At 60.8% G+C, this 18,297-nt stretch carries 20 protein-coding genes and 1 pseudogene; 11 read left to right on the top strand and 10 right to left on the bottom strand.

The features are described from left to right. Positions 1–354: 354 nt before the first annotated feature. Both DTQ71_RS21280 and DTQ71_RS21275 read left to right on the top strand, forming a co-directional pair. On the top strand, positions 355–549 hold the full coding sequence (locus tag DTQ71_RS21280) for an integrase core domain-containing protein (RefSeq protein ID WP_109566312.1): 195 nt from the start codon (positions 355–357) through the stop codon (positions 547–549). A gap of 139 nt (positions 550–688) precedes the next feature. Next, on the top strand, positions 689–1,273 hold the full coding sequence (locus tag DTQ71_RS21275; RefSeq protein ID WP_109566311.1) for a DUF4893 domain-containing protein: 585 nt from the start codon (positions 689–691) through the stop codon (positions 1,271–1,273). Positions 1,274–1,308: 35 nt separating this feature from the next. Here the strand turns inward: DTQ71_RS21275 and DTQ71_RS25000 are convergent, their stop codons facing one another. Next, the gene (locus DTQ71_RS25000; protein ID WP_407066422.1) at positions 1,309–1,707 is read right to left on the bottom strand and encodes a transposase; all 399 of its coding nucleotides are present in this window, start codon (positions 1,705–1,707) and stop codon (positions 1,309–1,311) included. Positions 1,708–2,529: 822 nt separating this feature from the next. Here DTQ71_RS25000 and DTQ71_RS21265 point away from each other — a divergent pair. Then, positions 2,530–2,709, top strand: a pseudogene (locus DTQ71_RS21265) (transposase); the annotation flags it as partial. 73 nt (positions 2,710–2,782) lie between these two features. Here the strand turns inward: DTQ71_RS21265 and DTQ71_RS21260 are convergent. From DTQ71_RS21260 to DTQ71_RS21245, 3 genes are all read right to left on the bottom strand, one after another. After that, a complete protein-coding gene (locus tag DTQ71_RS21260) occupies positions 2,783–3,097 on the bottom strand; it encodes a hypothetical protein (protein ID WP_109566309.1) in 315 nt (104 codons plus the stop codon). A gap of 141 nt (positions 3,098–3,238) precedes the next feature. After that, positions 3,239–3,637: a DUF2306 domain-containing protein gene (locus tag DTQ71_RS24460; protein ID WP_245947686.1), complete on the bottom strand. Its 399-nt coding sequence runs from the start codon at positions 3,635–3,637 to the stop codon at positions 3,239–3,241. A gap of 1,069 nt (positions 3,638–4,706) precedes the next feature. After that, the gene (locus DTQ71_RS21245; protein WP_211317172.1) at positions 4,707–6,320 is read right to left on the bottom strand and encodes an inorganic phosphate transporter; all 1,614 of its coding nucleotides are present in this window, start codon (positions 6,318–6,320) and stop codon (positions 4,707–4,709) included. A gap of 166 nt (positions 6,321–6,486) precedes the next feature. Between DTQ71_RS21245 and DTQ71_RS21240 the strand changes: the two genes are divergently transcribed. Beyond that, entirely contained in the window at positions 6,487–8,301 is a 1,815-nt protein-coding gene (locus tag DTQ71_RS21240) for a Na/Pi cotransporter family protein (protein WP_109566306.1), read from the top strand. A gap of 78 nt (positions 8,302–8,379) precedes the next feature. After that, positions 8,380–8,628: a hypothetical protein gene (locus tag DTQ71_RS21235; RefSeq protein ID WP_109566305.1), complete on the top strand. Its 249-nt coding sequence runs from the start codon at positions 8,380–8,382 to the stop codon at positions 8,626–8,628. 316 nt (positions 8,629–8,944) lie between these two features. On the opposite strand, the gene DTQ71_RS23695 is transcribed toward DTQ71_RS21235, so the two are convergent. From DTQ71_RS23695 to DTQ71_RS24715, 5 genes are all read right to left on the bottom strand, one after another. Continuing rightward, a complete protein-coding gene (locus tag DTQ71_RS23695) occupies positions 8,945–9,145 on the bottom strand; it encodes a hypothetical protein (protein WP_170125528.1) in 201 nt (66 codons plus the stop codon). 81 nt (positions 9,146–9,226) lie between these two features. Continuing rightward, a complete protein-coding gene (locus tag DTQ71_RS23265) occupies positions 9,227–9,475 on the bottom strand; it encodes a protein NO VEIN domain-containing protein (RefSeq protein WP_146204913.1) in 249 nt (82 codons plus the stop codon). Positions 9,476–9,827: 352 nt separating this feature from the next. Next, complete coding sequence (locus DTQ71_RS21215) at positions 9,828–10,142, bottom strand: integrase core domain-containing protein (protein ID WP_109566302.1); 315 nt, start codon at positions 10,140–10,142, stop codon at positions 9,828–9,830. Between the two features lie 33 nt (positions 10,143–10,175). Further along, complete coding sequence (locus DTQ71_RS21210) at positions 10,176–10,457, bottom strand: hypothetical protein (RefSeq protein ID WP_170125527.1); 282 nt, start codon at positions 10,455–10,457, stop codon at positions 10,176–10,178. A 36-nt stretch (positions 10,458–10,493) separates the two neighbouring features. After that, the gene (locus DTQ71_RS24715; protein WP_281271266.1) at positions 10,494–10,622 is read right to left on the bottom strand and encodes a hypothetical protein; all 129 of its coding nucleotides are present in this window, start codon (positions 10,620–10,622) and stop codon (positions 10,494–10,496) included. Between the two features lie 627 nt (positions 10,623–11,249). Here DTQ71_RS24715 and DTQ71_RS21200 point away from each other — a divergent pair. Continuing rightward, entirely contained in the window at positions 11,250–11,942 is a 693-nt protein-coding gene (locus DTQ71_RS21200; RefSeq protein ID WP_109566300.1) for a GntR family transcriptional regulator, read from the top strand. Between the two features lie 5 nt (positions 11,943–11,947). Here the strand turns inward: DTQ71_RS21200 and DTQ71_RS21195 are convergent, their stop codons facing one another. Beyond that, positions 11,948–12,688 (bottom strand): SDR family NAD(P)-dependent oxidoreductase, encoded by a 741-nt coding sequence (locus DTQ71_RS21195; protein WP_109566299.1) that lies wholly within the window; start codon positions 12,686–12,688, stop codon positions 11,948–11,950. Positions 12,689–12,804: 116 nt separating this feature from the next. Between DTQ71_RS21195 and DTQ71_RS21190 the strand changes: the two genes are divergently transcribed. The 5 genes from DTQ71_RS21190 to DTQ71_RS21170 all read left to right on the top strand — a co-directional run bounded on the left by DTQ71_RS21190 (position 12,805) and on the right by DTQ71_RS21170 (position 18,295). Further along, positions 12,805–13,830, top strand: a complete 1,026-nt coding sequence (locus DTQ71_RS21190) for a sugar ABC transporter substrate-binding protein (protein WP_109566298.1) — start codon at positions 12,805–12,807, stop codon at positions 13,828–13,830. 79 nt (positions 13,831–13,909) lie between these two features. Continuing rightward, positions 13,910–14,956 carry an ABC transporter permease gene (locus DTQ71_RS21185; RefSeq protein WP_211317171.1) on the top strand — a complete coding sequence of 349 codons (1,047 nt, stop codon included), beginning with the start codon at positions 13,910–13,912 and terminating at the stop codon, positions 14,954–14,956. Further along, complete coding sequence (locus DTQ71_RS21180) at positions 14,953–15,921, top strand: ABC transporter permease (RefSeq protein ID WP_109566297.1); 969 nt, start codon at positions 14,953–14,955, stop codon at positions 15,919–15,921. The genes DTQ71_RS21185 and DTQ71_RS21180 overlap by 4 nt, the downstream gene beginning before the upstream one ends. Further along, a complete protein-coding gene (locus DTQ71_RS21175; RefSeq protein WP_109566296.1) occupies positions 15,918–17,444 on the top strand; it encodes a sugar ABC transporter ATP-binding protein in 1,527 nt (508 codons plus the stop codon). The genes DTQ71_RS21180 and DTQ71_RS21175 overlap by 4 nt, the downstream gene beginning before the upstream one ends. Further along, positions 17,441–18,295: an amidohydrolase family protein gene (locus DTQ71_RS21170; RefSeq protein ID WP_109566295.1), complete on the top strand. Its 855-nt coding sequence runs from the start codon at positions 17,441–17,443 to the stop codon at positions 18,293–18,295. The genes DTQ71_RS21175 and DTQ71_RS21170 overlap by 4 nt, the downstream gene beginning before the upstream one ends. The last annotated feature ends 2 nt before the right edge of the window (positions 18,296–18,297 follow it).

The following is an 18,297-nucleotide window of genomic DNA, read 5'->3' as shown; positions in this document are numbered from 1 at the left end:
TCAATCCCTTCCCCTGCACGGCCCGGTAAGTTTCCGTAAGGAAATCGAACCACCGGCCCGCAAACTCTCGACCTGCGTAAGGGGGAGAGATCGGGCTGATGCCGCTTTCTCCCTGACGAACCGACCGCATGACCTGAAGCCCAGGTTCGAGACCATGTCGGACGAGGCCGATATGCCCGGGCGGCCGCGAACGGTGCATTCGCCATTTCCGCTCGGACCAATGGTGTGACATGATCCATTGCGGGCCCGATCACCGCACTCCCCAGAGGTTTCGTTCGAAGCGACAACGGACTGGAATGGGTCGCCAACGACGCACGAGCCTGAGGCGAAGCCGTCGGCGCGAAATCAGCCTGCATCGAGCCTGGATTGCCCTGGCAGAATGGCAACGCCGGGATGCGGGCCGAACTGCGCGACGGCGATATCCTCTATTGGCTCAAAGAAACCCAGATCATCATCGAGAGCAGGAGAAAGCACTCCAACACCAAGCGACCCCACCGTACTTTGGGCTCCAGGGCCTCGGCTCGTGAGACCGTCAGCCTGATGGAATAGAGGCCAGTGATGCGCTAACAATCAAAGTGGATCAGTCAAATCAGGCGCGCCAGAGGAAGCCGCCATGAAACGACCTCCTTCAGGCCAGCAGGACTTCGCGCGGGAGCAGGTTCGGTAACCAAAGTTTGGACAAGCAATCATGATTCGCCCATTAGCGTTCGCCGCTGCCATACTTATCTCTGCACCTGCCACCGCGCAGGACAGTCGGATCGCTCCTGGTGATTACCAGCGACTTGTTGAGTTCGAGCGTCACTTCGGCGGAGCCATGTTGCAGGCGCTCTCAGGCGGCGCTCCGGCCGATATCGCCTCTCTCGTGAGAGCGCTTTCCGGCCCCGCTCTCGAAGGCGATCTCACCGGGGATTGGAAATGTCGGGTCATGAAGCTGGGCGGCCTTACGCCGTTGACCGTATACACCTTCTTCCGCTGCAGGGTCACTGAGACGGCCGACGGCAACCTCCTGCTGGAGAAGCTCAGCGGGTCCCAGCTCACCAGGGGCCGGATCGTTCCGAGCGAAGGATCTCTCGTCTATCTCGGCGTAGGATACATCGCCGGGGCGGAGCCGATCACCTACGAGGCCTACCACGCGGGCGACATCCCCGCCTCGGCCGGTCAAGTGACCTCGGACGTCGGTTTCGTCGAACTGATCAGCGATAGACGCGCAAGGGTTCTGTTCCCCGCGCCGATGTTGGAGAGCGATTTCGACGTGCTGGAGTTGACCCGTTAAGGGGCTTGCGCTGATTGCCTCACCCGGGCGATGTCTCACGGCCGAGCAACCGAACGACGGCCCGAATGTTCATAATTTCCTTCGGGCGCAGCCTCCGGGAGCGGCCTATCCCTTGCGCGAAGGCTTCCCTCTTGCGCCGGCCGCCGAGCGGTGCGCCTGCACGTGGGTCGCGTCGATCGAGACCTCCGCCTGCGACCCGTCGATCCCGTCTGGCCGGTCGGCGCCTCGAAGATCCCAGTCCAGACGCCCTGCCGGGACCACCTGGTGAAGCGATTGTAGGCGGTCGTTTGAGAGCCGTAGACCTCCGGGCAGTCCCGCCACTGCGCCCCCGACCGCAGCATCTGCAGAGAGATCACCCGGCGGTGGTCGACGCGCCGCGCTGACCGCAGGGCAGGAGGAGCGCGATCCGAGCCCGTTCTGCATCTCTCATCCAATCGTGCCCCTTAGCCGACCCGCTCTTCAAAGCGTTCGGGAAGACTGGTGCACCCAGGACCCATAGAGAAAATGCTCATCGGGTATGGAGCCTAGGAGTGAACTCCGAACACTTTGTTCGGGCGGGTCATGACGACTATCGCGTTCGTGACGAAGTTCACACGCGTGATGTCGGACGAGGAAAGATATTTCACGAACGCGGCCAAGATGGTGGTGGAGGGCGGGTTGGAGTGGAAATGAGAAAGACGATGCATCACTACCCCGCCTCTTCATAATAGAATTGAACAGATCCCTATTTGTAGGGTTCACATGCGTTAACGCAACCGGCAGGACCAAAAGAGTCTAAGTCGAATTTGCTGTCGGGAGTGGACGGCTCTTCCGAAAATACATCAGCGATGCTCTTTGCGTAGTTGTTTAAAAAATTATCTTCCCGGTCTCCATTGGGTCCGGTTACCTCTGCGGCACGATCAGCCCCTGAGTGCGATCCGGCATCCATTTTTTCGGAATGCACGCCCAGGAGGACGAGCGCGACTAGCGCGCAGGTCATTGTCCTTAATATCTTTGCCATCCAATCCTTATCGGAATACTTTTTTATTCATGCGCATAAATCAAGTGGCGCTGCAGCGAGCCATTGCTGTGATCATTTGGAAATTTCGCCAGATCCAAATGGACCCGAGAAATTTCAGTCGCTTGGACTGATTGTGAAACCAGCCATCGAGCCTCATGACTGCTTCCACATTCCTCGAACTGCTAGGCCCCGAACCCACTAACCGTTTAGCGTCGTCAGCCTGTTCGTGCTTCGCGGAGGCCGTCCTGGAGGGGGGATGCCCGAGATCTTGTTCTGGTTGAGGGAAGCGCAGATGGAGCGGCTGCGGCCGCGGCTGCTCGACAAGATCCGCGGCGTGCTGCAGGTGGACGACCGGCGGGTGATCTCCGGGGTCGTCCTCGTGCTGAAGTCGGGGTGTCGATGGGTCGACGCGCCCGCCGCCTACGGGCCAGTGAAGATAACTCCCATGGTCTAGCATCTACGGAGGCGGGATATCACGAAAACCCGGCCTGGCCTGGGTTCAGGCGTCGTCATGGCCGGGCCGGCATCGGGGCGTTTGCGGGCCAGTGCCACGCGACCAAAAGGAGCACGAGCATGGCGATCCGCTCGATGACCAGATGGAGAACAGTATTCATGTCCGCCGGTGGCGCGAGCATCATCCCAGCGGCCGGGATCGGGACTGCAATGAAGGTCGCGCGGGGTAGCCATATTCGTGTGAGCACGTGCGACAGGAGCACCATGGCGATCGGCCCCTGAACAAGGATGCCGGCCATCAGAATGATTTCATCTGTGATTTCCACGCTGTTCTGGTAGCCGGCCAGCCGGGACTCCAGATGCCAAGCCATGCCGAGCTAGGGAAAACCCCGAAATATGACACTCAGCAGCATGAACTGCCAAAGGCTGGACAGGAGCGTGTGGGTATCGACCCTGCGCATTGGAGTTTCCTCTTTTCGGAGATGAGGCCCGTCGGCATTCGGGCGCGCGGCTCAGGGCATGCTGGAGATCCTCGTGCGTAAGCTCCGGGTTTCGCGAGGACGACGGATCACTATCTCCGCAACGCCGAGGCTGACCGCCCAGGCGGCGACCATCGTCAGATCGCGCGCGAGGCCGAGCGGTTCGGTTCCGAAGATGATCATGACGATCAGGAAGAGCGCGGTCTGCGTCGAGGCCCCCTGGCCGATCGCAAAGGCGCGCAGCATCGCAGCGCGATGCGCGGCCATATTTCGCGACCGGATCGCAACGACGGCCCATGCGATGAAGGCAACCAGCGCGATGCTGAGCGTGACCCGCGCCCCGTAAAGCTGTGGACTCTGCAGGGCTTCGGGAAATTCATACGACACGGCCATCCAGAGCCCGGTGATCGCGCTGAGGCATCCCGCTGCCACCACGACGCGCCCGAGGCTCTGGTGCAGGGCAGGGCAGGGTGGTGCTGCCGCAGGCTCGGCAGGAACTGCACGCCCCCCGCGAGGCAGAAAACCGAACTGCCCAAGATATGCAGCATGATCGGCACGGGATCGATCTTAGCGCGAGGGTTCGGCAGCAAGATCGCCGCACCGCCAAGAAGTTCGGGAAGCCGCAGCGGCCCGACCTGAGCCGGAAAGAGGGAGAAAAGGAAGATCGCCGCAAGGAAAGCCCATTCGCGACGGCTGATGAAATGCATGTTTTCAGTCCTTTTGGGGGGAGTGGCCCGGTCTGCTTCAGCCGGCCTTGCGGGCGACGATGATCGGGTTGATGCGTTTCGGGCCCAGATGCACCATGCGCTCGATCCGGAATCCTCTTCGGGATATCGGACGAGGTCGGACTGGCTCAGCGGCGTCACCTGAATGTGTTACCTCGGGCTCCGCATCTGTTCCGCATCTGTCTTGTGTTTGTCGAGTGCTGCTCAGAGGAGCCTCGGACTCACGTTCCAGGTGACCAGGCCCGTCACGACAACTCCGGCCAAACCTGAAACCTGTCCGTGAAGGCGAGGCAACTCCAACTCCAGCAGCGCGCCCCGCTGCGACACTTGCGACTGCCGCGACAGGCCCCCCATGTCGCAAGTGTCGCAAGTGTCGCGAAAGTCCCAACGCCCCATGTCTCGCCACCCGACCCGCTCTGCCCAGTGCCCCGCCGATCTGCGCGGCGTGCGGCGTGCCCGACTGGACGTTCAGCGTTACGGAACCCGTTGGGCGTAGGGTTCACGTCGCTTGCTGGAAGGCGCCAACCGGAAATGGGAGGTAGGAATACCGAAGGAATTCGACACTGCTATCGTCATCAAGCTGCGGCAACGCGAGGTGTGGCAGTGCAGAGCATGAGCAACGCCGACGCGATGCGTCAGATCGGGCCGCCACTGCAACACCCTCCGGCTCTGCAGCGCCCAAGAGTATCCGCCCCCGGCACCGGAAAGCACCGTCCCGATCGATCCAAGATCCGACACGAATTAACCCCACGCCCGAACCCGTTCACTTGGGCAGGTTACGGCAGCATCATGCCGCGGATCATGAAGAAGAACATCGCCGACAGGATTGCCGCAATGGGGACCGTGATGATCCAGGCCGCGGCGATCCGGAGGAGCAGGTTGCGTTTGACCAATTCGACACGGTGGACGCGCCCCAGATCCCGCCGTTCCTGCTTTCCAAGCAAACGGTCCGCCGCCGCCTGCGCCTTCATTTCGCGCAGAATGTCGCCTTTGGTAGCGACATCCGCCGCCTCGAACTCAGCCAGAAAAGCCTCGACCGCTTCCGGGTCTTTGTCTGCATGATGGGCTCGGATCTCCTCCAACTTCCGCGCGTAGCTCGACTTGATGTATTCGCGCAGAAAGCCCACGCCGAATACGCCCCCCACCGCGATATGGGTTGAGCTGACCGGAAGGCCGAGTTGCGATGCGATAATGACGGTGATCGCGGCAGCCATCGCGATACAGAAAGCGCGCATCTTGTCGAGCTCCGTGATCTCGGTGCCGACCGTTCTAATGAGCTTCGGGCCGTAAAGCGCGAGACCCAGTGCGATTCCGATCGCTCCGACGGCCATGACCCAGAGGGGAATTCCGGCCTTTACGGAAATCCCGCCCCCGGTGATGGCTTCGTTGATCCCGGCCAAGGGCCCCACCGCATTGGCGACGTCATTGGCGCCATGGGCAAAGCTCAGCAAGGCCGCGGCAAAGATCAACGGCGCGGTAAAAAGCTCGTTGACGCTTGCTTTGTGGTTCTCAAGTTCCTGCGTTTTCCGTGTGATGTAGGGCCGCATGATGACGAAGACGACACCAGCCACAACGACGCCGATCATCAGGGCCACAGGAAACGAGACTGAAACGATCTTCTTGACGCCCTTCAGCATCAAGTAGGTTGCAAAAGCCCAGGCCATGAGCGCGACCAGCAGGGGAACCATGCGATTGGCGGCCGTCAGGACATCGCGCTTATAGGTGATCGTCCGCTTGATGAAAAACAGAAAGCCCGCCGCGATCATCCCGCCCATCAGCGGAGAAATCACCCAGCTTGCCGCGATCTGGCCCACCACGGACCAATCCGCAATTCCCCATCCCGTCGCCGCGATCCCCCCGCCAAGAACGCCGCCGACGATCGAATGCGTGGTGGAGACCGGCGCGCCGATGGCGGTCGCGAAGTTGAGCCAGACCGCCGCCGCCAGAAGCGCCGCGATCATGATCCAGATAAAGGTGTCCCGGTCGGCCACGAGATCGGGATCGATGATCCCGCTCTTGATCGTGCCTACGACATCTCCCCCAGCGATCAACGCGCCGCCCGCTTCGAAGAAGGCGGCGATGAAGATGGCGCCCGTCAGGGTGATGGCGTGCGAGCCGACAGCCGGTCCGACATTGTTCGCCACATCGTTGGCGCCGATATTCATCGCCATGTAGCCGCCGATCATGGCTGCGGCGACCAAGAGAATGCCATCGATCCCGCCGTCGGTCCTGGCGATCGTGAACAGCATGATGCCGATGATGAACAGCAACGCGGTTCCGAATCGGAATAGTTCGTCCCGGTTGCGCCGCGCTGCGCTCTCGATTTTCTCTGTTCTCAAAACGACTTGGTCCCTTAGGTCTCTGCGCGATTGACGCTTGATCTTCACCAAGCCGCGCGCCGCCCAACTGAGCGATATCAAGGACAGGAGATTATGCCGTCGTTATGTGTTGTAGTTGCAACACTCCGGGGGGCAGACACAGGGTGGCAGGCACAACCGATCAGATGAGAGCGCTCAGGCGCGGGGCCTCTGTGCCGCTTTGGGCTGACCCGTCGCCATGACGCGCTACTACCTCCCGCTTGTCATCGGAGCGCTCCTGCTGACCTTCTGGGTCAGTTCCGACGCGCAGGAGATCGCGGCGGGCGTTGCGATCTTTCTCTTCGGCATGCTGATGCTCGAAGATGGGTTCAAGCTCTTTGGTGGGGGCGCGCTGGAGCGCATTCTTGAGCGCGCGACGGGTTCGACGGCCCGGGCCCTTTCGTTTGGGATACTCTCGACCACGCTTTTGCAGTCCAGTTCGCTGGTATCCGTCATTACCATTTCCTTCCTGAGCGCCGGTCTGATCTCGCTGATCGGCGGCGTGGGGATCATCTTTGGCGCGAATATCGGCACGACGACCGGAGCATGGCTGGTCGCGGGATTTGGCTTGAAGATCAATATCGCGGCCTATGCGATGCCGATGATCGCGCTGAGCATCGTTCTGGTGTTCCAGAAATCCAGACCCTTGCGCGGTATCGGTTACGCCTTGGCCGGGCTCGGATTCCTGTTTCTCGGTATTCACCACATGAAGGAAGGTTTTGATACCTTCAAAGATCAGATCGACCTGACGCGCTTCGCACTGACGGGTTTGCTCGGTCTCTGCGTCTATTCGCTTGTCGGGACGATCGCGACCGTCGTCATGCAATCGAGCCATGCGACGATGGTTCTGATCCTGACGGCCCTGTCCGCCGGGCAGATCAGCTACGAGAACGCGCTGGCGCTCGCTATCGGGGCGAATATCGGCACGACCATCACCGCAATCCTCGGCTCTCTGGGTGCCAATTTTCAGGGCAAACGACTGGCGCTCGCGCATCTGATGTTCAACGCGTTGACCGCCATGGTCGCTCTGTTTCTGATCAGCCCGCTACGCGAGACGGTGGATTGGATCAGCGACTTGGTCGGAATCGCTCCCGACGATTTTGCAATGAAGCTCGCTGTCTTTCACACGATCTTCAATGTGCTGGGCGTTGCGCTGATGCTCCCAATGCTTAATCGCCTCATCGTCTTTCTCGAAAACCGCATCATCGAGCCCCTGCCGGATGTCAGCCGTCCGCGCTACCTCAACGAGGCGGTGGACGAATTCCCCCAAACCATCGAGATCGCGCTGCGCAAGGAGGTGCTGCACCTCTATGAGAACGCGGTGGAGTTGATCTTGCATGGTCTGAACCTGCACCGTGACGAGGTCTTTGCGACCGACAATGTCGCCGCTTTGGTGCGCCGCAGCCGAACGCCGTTCGAGCTCGATCTCGATGAAAGCTACGAGCGCCGGGTGAAAACGCTTTACGCTGGTATCGTCGAATTCACGACGCGGGTCGGCGACAAAAGGGTAGATCCCGATATCGCGGCACGGGTGTATGCCCTGCGCGACGTGGCCAGCGATATCGTGCGGGCGGTGAAATCGATCAAACACCTGCGCAAGAACGTTCTGCGCTACACCGTGCGTCGGCAAGGAGCGGCCACGGAACTTTACGACGAACTGCGGACCGAGATCGCCCGGATCGCGATAGAGATCCGGCAGCTCGGTTTGACCGAGCCCGAAAACCGGAGCGCGCTTTGGCTCGATCAGGAACGCGCTCAGATCGAGGGGGACGCACGCACGGCGTCCCAGCGCGTCGACCGCCTCATCCGTAAAGGGGCGCTGACCGCCACTGCCGCGACATCCTTCATGAACGATTCCGGCTATGCCTATGGGGCGATGCGTGAGCTGATCGAAGCCGCGCGCAGCTATTATATCGAACGCGAGAGCGCGATGGCTGAGGTCGAGCGGCTTCTTTCGCTCGACGAAGAAGAACTCCGCGAGGCCGTTCCCGAAGAGGAGCGCGGACGTGGGTGATGGTCGGTCGGATGACACGGGCTCAGGGCAGTCAGGAACGCGTGCCGGGCTAGAGTGGGGTCAAATAGGAGCGCGGAAATGGGTCTGAAGAAGCTGGCCGAGAAAGTAGAAGACTATAATGCGCGCCTCGAAAGCGGAATGGCGAGCAAGATCCAGCCGAACCATGTGGAGAAGGTCCTGAAAAAGCTTCGCGCAAGGGCGGCCGACTTGGAGGCCGAAATCGCGGCAACGCCCTCCGTGGAGAAACAGAGCCGATTACAGGCAAAGCTTGCGATCGCGCGAACGCACATCGCCCGCGCAGAGTGGCTCCTAAAAGAATTGGCCTGACTGCTTAACTTTCCGAATTCCGGTATCGAATCCGATGTTCATGGATAGGCGAAAGGTCGAGATGGACGCTTGGTCCTTCAGGCAAGAGCTGGCCAAGAACCTGTACTGTTGCCGCTGGGATCGTTGGTCGCGGGGGCCTTCCCCTTCAAACCGTGCCACTGCGTTGGCGGCGAGAGGGACATTCGACCCGCTGTGGGACGAACTATTCCTCGGATGAGCAGGCCCGCGTCGATTTGTTGCTGTTCGAGATCATGGACATTGGCACGCAAGGACTGAACGTTCGGTTACGCGTTGACGGCCTCGGCGGCCTTGCCCTTCACCCATTGGCGAGAGGAAGGCAGAGTCGATAGGCATGTCGCCCGGCGAACACGCGGACGATCCGAGATGGAGCCCCTTTCAGTTGGCTTTCCAGCTCCTCCTTATCCCGTCTGTTTCCGACCAGGATCACGACGATCGAGAACTGCTCGATCTCCTCTGGTTCGCGACTGATCGCGGAAAGGCTGAAGCTATCTCGCATTCGCAGCCTTCGAGATGGTAGCTCGCCATCATCGTTACGTCGAAGCCGGGGTGGGGCCCTCGGACATCATGCGCTACACGCTCACCCATTCATCGTCTTTATCTCGATCAGCCGCAGCCGGCCATCGTGCGCAGATCTGGCGATGTCAAAGCCCGCGCCGTCGCAGTCTTCCTTCGGTGTCCAGCGAGCCTTGCCCGCCAGGTCAGCACGCTCGGCAGACCGGAGCGTTGACCGCTCGTGCGCCAGGATACGCGCCTCACCGGCGCGGCCAAGTGCGCGGTTGCGCTTGTCCCGGCCCGCGACATCAGCCATCCAGGCGATCCTCAACATCTGGCCCAACTCCTGCGGTGGGGGCTGGTTCCACAGAGTCGGTGGCGGCCCAACGCAGATCTGACCCGCATCGTGAAGGTCGGTGGGCGGTCGGCTGTCCGGGGCCCGAAGGATCCAACCTGGATGCGAGCTCATCCATCGCAGAACCGCATCCTCAAGCGAGCGCTGCAAATTGAACGCGGGCGCAAGGCCAGTCAGCCAGATTTCAGCCAACCCCTTGAGCACAGCGCTTAGGTTATGGTGCTTGTCCTCGATTGCCTTCGCGGAATGATCGATCCGGTCTGCAAGGCGTGTCAATCGGCATGCAACTTTGACCCCGGTATGGAGTGCGCCCCCCGCGGGGTGGGCAGGATCACGCGGCGGTTTTGACAGGTGTGCGGGCGTTGCGGTCCTCGAACTCGGCGGGGCTGAGATACCCCAAGGCGGAGTGCAAGCGTCTTTCGTTGTGGGCCTCGATGAGGCGGGGCACGCCTTCGGCGACATCCTCGAATGTTTCGTATTCCATCAAATAGGCATCTTCCACCTTCGGCGTCTTCACGAAGCTCTCGGCCTGCGGGTTGTCGTAGGGATCGCTACGCCGGCTCATCGAACCGAAGAAGCCGTGCGTGGTAAGAAAATCGCGGTGCATCTCCGAGGCGTATTGCGATCCGCGGTCGGAGTGGAACACACATCCAGGCAACGGCTTGCGCAGGGAAATCGCCTATCGAAGCGCAGTCACTCCGAGGCGCGCATTGATGCTGCGCCCGATCGCGTATCCCACCACCCGGCGAGACGACGCGTCCAGGATCAGCGCTGCGTAGGCGAAGCCACCCGTGATCGGGACGTAGATCAGGTCGGTCACGCAGAGCTGCTCCGGGCCGTGAACTTCGGACCCTTTCGCGACGAACGGGAAGATTGGGCTGTCGTGATCGCTGTCGGTCGTGCGGACGAAACGCCTTCGTCGTCGCGGGTTCAGATCGTGTTCCTTCATCAGCCGCCGCACCTTCTTCGCATTGACGAGAAATCCACGGTGGCGGAGTTAGACATCGACGCGCCGATAGCCATAGCCCTCGACCTCATCGGTGATGGCGCGGATCGCCGCCACGATCGTCTCGTCGGCGGGCTTGCCTGCAGGCTCGGCGTAGTCGCTGGATCGCGCGATACGCATCAGCTCGCACCCCCGCTGGATGAAAGGCCGGCAGGCCGACGGTCACGGATGTAAGCTCGCTTTTCCACGAGGGTCCGGAGCGTGCAGCCCCCTTTTAGAACTCGATCTCGGGCATCTGCCACCCGACGAGGCGCTCTAGAGCCGCGCCTCGTAGTCTGCAAGAAGTTCGGCGGCGGCTCCGTCTTCATCCAACGCACCGCCCCCCCCCCGCCTTCTCGACTCAAATCCAGATCAGGTTTCTCGAAAGGTCGTGGCGGCGACCAAGAGCATGCAAGGTCTCGCAGGCACGATACTCGGCGACGACTTGGCGCCTGAACTCGGTGCTATGGCTGCGATTGCGTCTCGGCATGGGCTTGCTTCCTCTGAAAGCCCGCTCCCGGTCAATTCAACCCGCTCAATCTGCCCACCCCGAGGGGCGCACTCCAGCGGCGTCTGCGTCAGACACCTCGGACAAAAGCCCGCCGATCGGTGCGCATCCAAGCCCGAGTGCCGGGAGATCAGTTATGGTCGTCTCTTGCCTCATGTTCCTGCCATGTTGTATGGCATACTAGTATACCGGTGTCGCTAGAAGACTGTAGAATGGTACCATCCCAAGGGCAATATGCCCCAAAAGGCAAGTGATCGAGCATGAGCAAGAGCATAACGAAACGCCTGACGGGACAGTCGATGTCCGATCAGGTGTTCGAGATCATTCTTGGAATGATCCTGAAACTTGAGCTTAAGCCGCGATCGCATATCTCGGAGGCGCAGCTCGCTAAGGATCTGGGCGTGAGCCGGACACCGGTCCGGGAGGCGTTTCAGAAATTGGAGGCGCTTGGCTTTCTGGATATCGTTCCGCAGCGGGGCTCGACTGTCGCCCCCATTCGCGTCTCTGCGTTTCGGCGGTCGCAGTTCATGCGGGAGGCGTTCGAGTTGGCGCTAGTCCGTCGTGCGACAGAGCTTGAGGACAACACCGCGTTGTGCAGCGCGATCCAGCGCGAGATCAAACTGCAAGAGGTGCTGTCCGAGATCGGTGACGAAGCCGCGTTTTTCCAGTCCGACGAGGCATTTCACGCGGCCATAGCAGAACATTGCGGGCTCGGGGATGTCTGGCCCGAGGTGTTGCGGGTTAAGCTATACATGGATCGATTCCGCTACGCCGTGTATTCGCAACGGGACACAAGGGCGATCCTCGTGCAGCACAAAGAGGTGGCAGAAGCGATCTGCGCGCGCGACACCGATGCGGCGCTAAAGGCGATGACACGTCATTTGCGCCGTGCCAACCACATGCTGGAAGAAGCTGTGAGGACAGACCCGCAGACGTTTGAGAAAGATGTTTAAGATCCTCAGTCGCACTGAACGCCGCCATTTATATCAATGACTTCGCCGTTGATGAATCCCGCAGGAGCGGACGCCAGGTAGGCGATTGCGCTCGCCACTTCGTCGGGGTCGCACAATCGGCCCAGCGGGATCGAGGCAAGCAACCTATCCTTGTCTTCGGGGCGCTTGAACGATGAAGACATCATGTCCGACTGCACAAACGCCGGGGCCACGGCGTTGACGGATACACCTTTTGGGCCGAACTCGCGGGCCAAAGCGAACGTCAGTCCAATCATTGCGGATTTCGACAAGCTATAGGCCGTTCCGGCAAGCAAACCGCCTGACCGGCCCGCGAAGGACGAGACGTTGATGATGCGGCCATGCTTGGCGCGAACCATGCCGGGAAGCAGGTTCTGGCTCATCAAGTACGCGCTCTCGAAGTTCACCGTCATCGCGTGCCGCAGATCGGCGAGCGAGGTTTCGAGAAACTTTGAATGGGAGATGACACCCACATTATTGATCAGGATCGCGATGGAGCCGTGATCGCCGGTGATCCTGTCGGAGCACTCGGAAATGCCCGCCTCATCGCTCAGATCCGCGACCAGAGGGACAAAGGCATCCCCAAATGTCGAGGCCAAGCCGGCCAACCCGCTCGCATCGCGGTCGACGCCGATGACCGTCGCGCCTTGATCCAGAAGACGTCGCGCCGTCATCTGCCCGATCGCCCCCGCTGCGCCCGTGAGGACCGCTGTTTGACCTGCATCCATGTGCTGTGTCCCTTCGCTTGACAGGCGAAAATCATCCCTATTGACACACTAGTATACTAGCATGTTATCTCACGGCAAGCAGCGCATTTTGTGCAGCTGATAGGGAGGAAACAGACATGACGAAGAGACCAGTTCTCAAAGCGACCACGGCCGCGATCTTGCTTGGCGTTCTGTCCACGCAAGCATCTGCGGACTCCACGACCCGCGTGGCGTTGGTGCCGGGCGGACCGCACCCGTACTTCGCGGCGTGGGAACAAGCGGGCAAGGATGCCGCGCGCGACTTTGGACTGGCCGCGGCGGATTATCGCGTTCCCCAGAAATGGGAACTCAGCATGCAAAATCAGATCCTCGAGAGCTTGGTCACCCAAGGCTACAACGCCTTCCTGGTGTTCCCGGGGGACCCCGTCGGAACCGTCGCCATCGCGAACGAACTGGCCGGCACGGGCGCACCGGTCTTGGCGCTTGCGGGCTGCCTGCAGGACCCGTCGGAAGCCAAATTCTGCATGGGCACCGATACCGGGAATTCCGCCTATCTGGGCGCAAAGGAATTGCTCGAGGTGCTTGGCCCTGGCGCCAAGATTGCACATTTCACCGGCTTCTTGGTCGATCCCAACACGCAGCTTCGCATTGACGCCGTTGCCCGTGCCGCGGAAGAGGCCGGTGCCGAGGTCATCCAGGTCATCGCCGACATCGACGCACCGGAACCTGCCGAAGAAAAGATCAATGCCTACCTTGCAGCCCATGCCGGCGATGTCGACGGGATCATCACCACCGCTTGGGTGCCCGCAGTCGTTGCGGCGAACGCTCTGCGCAGGATCGGCGACAAGCGGATCAAGATGGTCGGCATCGACCACGACGAGGTCGTTATGAACGCGATCCGCGACGGCTATGTCCACGGCACGATGCTGCAGAACCCATACGGGCAGGGCTATATCGGATCCTTTGTCGCCGACCGCCTGCGTTCAGGTTGCGAAGTCAAGGCCGACGCCCCCTTCAAATCCATCGCCTTGACCGACAAGTTCATCGACAGCGGCACGGTGTTCGCCGGGATCGATGCCGTCGACAACTACGTCGCGTCCATGCAGGCGATCACGGCCGAGTTGATGGAAGGCTTCGAGGACACTTATCTCACTTGCAGCTAAATCGGCTGCTGTGTTCCGGACTGCGGGGCGGTTTTCCGCCCCGCGATTTCGCTTTATCCCAATAAATCGCTAAGGTCCGATGGCCGATATCGAGCAGAATTCCGCGCCCGTGCGCAATCCGGTGACCGCGCACCCGCCTGTCCGCCAGATGACTGCGGTACAACGGTTTTTCCTAAGCAACGAGTTTGGGCTGATCGTTCTGATCGTCCTCTTCACGATCATCTTCGCGTCCATCTCTCCGATGTTTTTGTCGAATTTCAGCCTGTATGCGATGGGCCGAACAGCGGCGGTCAATATCATGATCGGGTTCTCGATGATGGTGGTCATCGTGACCGGAGGCTTGAACCTCGGGGTCGGGGCGATCGGCGTTTGCGGGGCCATGTTCGGCGGTTGGCTGATGCAGGCCGCTGGGTTGCACTGGTTGCCCGCCTGCTTTGGGGCGTTGATCGTGGGCGCCCTTCTGGGGGCAACGAATGGCGTGATGATCGTCAAGTCGGGCCTGCACAGCTTTATCATCACACTCGCAACAATGAGTGTGATGTTCGGGGCGATGATCTTTCTGACGCAGGCGGAATCGTTCCGCGAGATCTCTCCGGCGTTTTCGACGCTTGGCCGCATGAAGATCCTGGCGGTCCTGTCCCCGATGCTGCTGACGGCGATCGTGATCGGTGTCCTCTTGTGGCTCGCGTTCAAGTTCACAACGGTCGGCCGGGAAATCTTGGCCGCAGGCGCCAACGCAAGAGCGGCCGAGCTCTCGGGAATAAGGGTCGGACGCATGATCACCTATGCCCATGCGCTGTCGGGCGTCTTGGCGGTCGTTGCGGGGTTGATGCTCGTGTCGCGGACGGGGGCAGCGATCCCATCCATGGCGGGACAATTGGGCCAGGATTGGCTGCTGCCCGCGTTTCTGGGGCCGGTGCTTGGCGGGAACCTGTTAACGGGCGGGAGGATTTCGGTCCTGGGGACATTCCTCGGCGCGTTCTTGGTGACGATGCTGACGACGGGTCTTTTGTTGATGCAGGTCGGCGCGTTTTGGGTGCAGACCTATCTTGGCCTTTTGCTTCTGATTGCCGTTCTGCTCGACCTTGCGCGGCGATCCTACCTTGCACGGAACAAGTTGGTATGACGCAACATATCACAAAGTCGGACTGGTTCGGGCCGTTTGTCGTGTCGGTCGCCGCGATCATCGTTGTCGGCATTCTAAAGCCGTCGTTTCTGACGCCCTTCAACATTCAGATCCTGTTGCTGGCGATCTCGGTCAATGCGCTCGTGGCGTTTGCGCAAATGGTGATCATCGGCATCGGACAGATGAACCTGTCTGTCGGGGCGATTGGCGGGCTCGCAGCGATTTCCTTTGCGGGCATGATGGAGGTTTGGGGGCTGCCTTGGCCTATCGCAGCGATGCTGGCGTTGGCGGTCGGTCTGTTGGCCGGGGTGCTGAATGGCGCCCTTGTGGCGCTGACCGGCGTGTCGGCCTTTGTCATCACGCTTGCCACGCTCTCGGTTTTCAAGGGCATCAATCTTGGCATCACCGAGGCGCAGCCTTTCTACGAAATCCCAGAGGCGGTGAAGTGGATCGGCAATGCATCGTTGTTCGGCACCATCCCGTTGCTGTTCTTCCCGTTCGCCATCACCGCGATCGCGCTGTGGTACTTTTTGTTCCGGCTGCCGCTTGGGCGCACGATCCTGGCCGTCGGCGGGAATTCACATGCGGCAGAACTGTCCGGGATCTCGGTGCCCAAGGCCGAGATCGTCGCCCATGCGATTTCCGGCGTCCTGGCCGCGATGGCCGGGATCATGCTGGTCGCCCGCCTGGAATTGGGGCAACCCAGCATCGGCGACGACTGGCTGATCCTGAGCTTTGCGGCCCCTGTGATCGGCGGTGCGCTTTTGACAGGGGGCCGCATCAGTGTCGCGGGCACCTGCTGTGGCGTCGTGATCATTGCCATCATCACCCAGGTCCTTGTGCTTTTTAACATCGACCCGTTCCTGGTGCAGGTCGTCTTGGGTCTCTTGATCCTATGGGCGGTGGGCGTGAACCGACTTCGTGAAATCCGCGGGCAGCGGCATGTCCCCGGAGGTGCCGCATGAGCCAATTCACCTTTCAAGCCCATGCCGTGACCAAGACCTTTCCGGGCGTTGTGGCATTGGACAAGGTCAACCTGTCTCTGACACCCGGCTCAGTGCACGCGCTTTTGGGCGAGAATGGCGCGGGAAAGTCGACACTGATCAAGATCATGACCGGTGTGCATCGCCACGACGCCGGCCATATGGAGATCGACGGCACGCTCTTTGCCCCGCAGTCTACCCGCGAGGCCATCGCCGCCGGGGTCGGCGTCGTGCATCAGGAGCGAAACGTCATCCCCCGCTTCTCGGTCGCCGAAAACATCTTTCTCGAAACGCTGAGCGCCGACCCTTGGAAGCCGATCAACTATCCAAAGCTCTATCGTGACGCGGAGCATTGGCTTGATCTCTTGGAGATCGACGCCGACCCCTCCACCAAGGTCGAGGACTTGCCCGTCGCCAAGATCCAGCTTGTCGAGATCGCGAAAGCCCTGGCGCTTAAGTCTCGAATTCTGATGCTCGACGAGCCGACCGCGTCCTTGACCCAGCACGAAACCGAGCGGCTGTTTTCGATTGTGAAGCGGCTGCGCGACGATGGCGTGAGCCTTGTGTTCGTCAGCCACAAGCTGGAGGAGGTGCAGGAAATCTGCGACCAAGTGACCGTTCTGCGCGATGGCCGCAACGCCTGCGAAAGCCAGCCGCTCGAAGGGCTTGGCCGGCAGGACATTGTGCGGCTTATGATCGGCCGGACCGAACAGATCCCCACGTGGAGCCAGCGCGATTGCCGCGACCGCGATGTGGCTCTTGAACTGCGCGGCGTTGCCACCCAAGCGGGTCACACCGATGTCTCGTTGAGCCTGCATAAGGGCGAGGTCCTGGGGCTTTACGGTCTGGTGGGATCGGGCCGCACGGAACTCGCCAAGGCGATCATCGGCGCTGACAAGGTGACGGGCGGCGAGATTTTGGTCGAGGGCACGCCGCGCAACATCACATCGGTTGCGGACGCGCTGCATCAAAACCGGATCGGCTATGTCAGCGAGGATCGCAAAAGCGAAGGCCTGATCCTCATGCACAGCGTGTTGGACAACGCCGGGATCACCGTGTGGCGGCGGCTGCAGAACGCGATTGGCGCCTTTACGGACCGCTCCGTTGAAAAGGCGGTTTCCCCGGTGGTCAAAAAGCTCGAAGTGCGCACGCCCTCGCTGCACCAGACAATCGGCAACCTGTCTGGTGGAAACCAGCAGAAGGTGAGCGTGGCCAAATGGCTTGCGGCGAATGTGAGTATCCTGATCATCGACGAACCGACCGTGGGCGTCGACATCAAGACCAAGGCCTATGTGCACGAGTTGATCCGGGATCTGGCGGATGCCGGCACATCGGTGCTGTTGATCACCAGCGATATGCCCGAGATGGTCACGGTGGCGGACCGGATCCTTGTCATGGACGAGTTTCAGATCCGCGGTGAAGTGATCAACGACCGCGATTACGACCGCGTCAGCCACGAAATCATGCAACATATTCATGGCTCGAGCGAGGTGGCCGCAGAATGACCAGGCTCATCGACACGCATCACCATTTTTGGGATCCCGCAACGGCGGATTACCCGTGGATGACCGACGATCTGGCCGTGATCCGGCGCAAGTTCAGCCCCGATGACCTGCGGCCCCGTATCGCCGAGGTCGGGGTCACGGACACGATCCTTGTTCAGACGCGCAGCAGCTACGAGGAATCGCTTGAGTTCCTAGAAATCGCCGACGCGACGGATTTTGTTGCGGGCGTCGTGGCTTGGGTGGACCTGACGTCGCAATCCGTTGCGGACGATCTGCAACGTCTCAAAGACAGCAAGGGCGGCGCGTATCTGGTGGGCATCCGTCACCAAGTGCATGACGAGGAAGATCCCAATTGGCTTTTGCGGGCGGACGTGCGGCGTGGGTTGGCGGCGGTGGCCCGGCACGATCTGGTCTATGATCTGCTGTTGCGCCCGCGTGAGCTGCCCGCGGCGATCAAAACCGTGCAGGCGATGCCAGAGACACGTTGGGTCTTGGATCATATCGCAAAACCAGAGATCGCCTCTGGCGGATGGGAGCCCTGGGCCAGTGATCTGCGCGCGCTGGCAGAGGCCTCGTCCAATTGCTGGGTCAAGCTGTCCGGCATGGTGACCGAGGCGGACTGGACAGCGTGGACCGCCGATGATCTGGCGCCCTATCTCAACCATGTGGTGGATTGCTTTGGGGCAGGGCGGTGCATGCTGGGATCGGACTGGCCCGTCTGCCTTCTGGCGGCACCCTACGACCGGGTGATGACCACCGCCGTCCAGTTGATCGCCGAATTGGCAGAGCCGGCGCAACGGCAAATCCGATCAGAGACCGCGATCGCGGCCTATAAACTAGGCTTGGATTGACG

This window comes from Jannaschia seohaensis (assembly GCF_900116765.1).
Lineage (GTDB): Bacteria > Pseudomonadota > Alphaproteobacteria > Rhodobacterales > Rhodobacteraceae > Jannaschia > Jannaschia seohaensis.
The sequence above is the reverse complement of the archived record's forward strand: the minus strand, read 5'-3'. Positions and strand labels throughout refer to the sequence as shown.

What these genes read in the sequence shown, in the direction of transcription:
- DTQ71_RS21240 (WP_109566306.1), top strand. Translation starts at nt 6,487, where the DNA reads ATGACGCGCTACTACCTCCCGCTTGTCATCGGAGCGCTCCTGCTGACC.
- DTQ71_RS21195 (WP_109566299.1), bottom strand. Translation starts at nt 12,688, where the DNA reads ATGGATGCAGGTCAAACAGCGGTCCTCACGGGCGCAGCGGGGGCGATC.
- DTQ71_RS21170 (WP_109566295.1), top strand. Translation starts at nt 17,441, where the DNA reads ATGACCAGGCTCATCGACACGCATCACCATTTTTGGGATCCCGCAACG.
- DTQ71_RS21185 (WP_211317171.1), top strand. Translation starts at nt 13,910, where the DNA reads ATGGCCGATATCGAGCAGAATTCCGCGCCCGTGCGCAATCCGGTGACC.
- DTQ71_RS21180 (WP_109566297.1), top strand. Translation starts at nt 14,953, where the DNA reads ATGACGCAACATATCACAAAGTCGGACTGGTTCGGGCCGTTTGTCGTG.
- DTQ71_RS21260 (WP_109566309.1), bottom strand. Translation starts at nt 3,097, where the DNA reads ATGGCTTGGCATCTGGAGTCCCGGCTGGCCGGCTACCAGAACAGCGTG.
- DTQ71_RS23695 (WP_170125528.1), bottom strand. Translation starts at nt 9,145, where the DNA reads ATGCGAGATAGCTTCAGCCTTTCCGCGATCAGTCGCGAACCAGAGGAG.
- DTQ71_RS23265 (WP_146204913.1), bottom strand. Translation starts at nt 9,475, where the DNA reads ATGTTGAGGATCGCCTGGATGGCTGATGTCGCGGGCCGGGACAAGCGC.
- DTQ71_RS21275 (WP_109566311.1), top strand. Translation starts at nt 689, where the DNA reads ATGATTCGCCCATTAGCGTTCGCCGCTGCCATACTTATCTCTGCACCT.
- DTQ71_RS21190 (WP_109566298.1), top strand. Translation starts at nt 12,805, where the DNA reads ATGACGAAGAGACCAGTTCTCAAAGCGACCACGGCCGCGATCTTGCTT.
- DTQ71_RS21200 (WP_109566300.1), top strand. Translation starts at nt 11,250, where the DNA reads ATGAGCAAGAGCATAACGAAACGCCTGACGGGACAGTCGATGTCCGAT.
- DTQ71_RS24715 (WP_281271266.1), bottom strand. Translation starts at nt 10,622, where the DNA reads ATGCGTATCGCGCGATCCAGCGACTACGCCGAGCCTGCAGGCAAGCCC.
- DTQ71_RS21175 (WP_109566296.1), top strand. Translation starts at nt 15,918, where the DNA reads ATGAGCCAATTCACCTTTCAAGCCCATGCCGTGACCAAGACCTTTCCG.
- DTQ71_RS21235 (WP_109566305.1), top strand. Translation starts at nt 8,380, where the DNA reads ATGGGTCTGAAGAAGCTGGCCGAGAAAGTAGAAGACTATAATGCGCGC.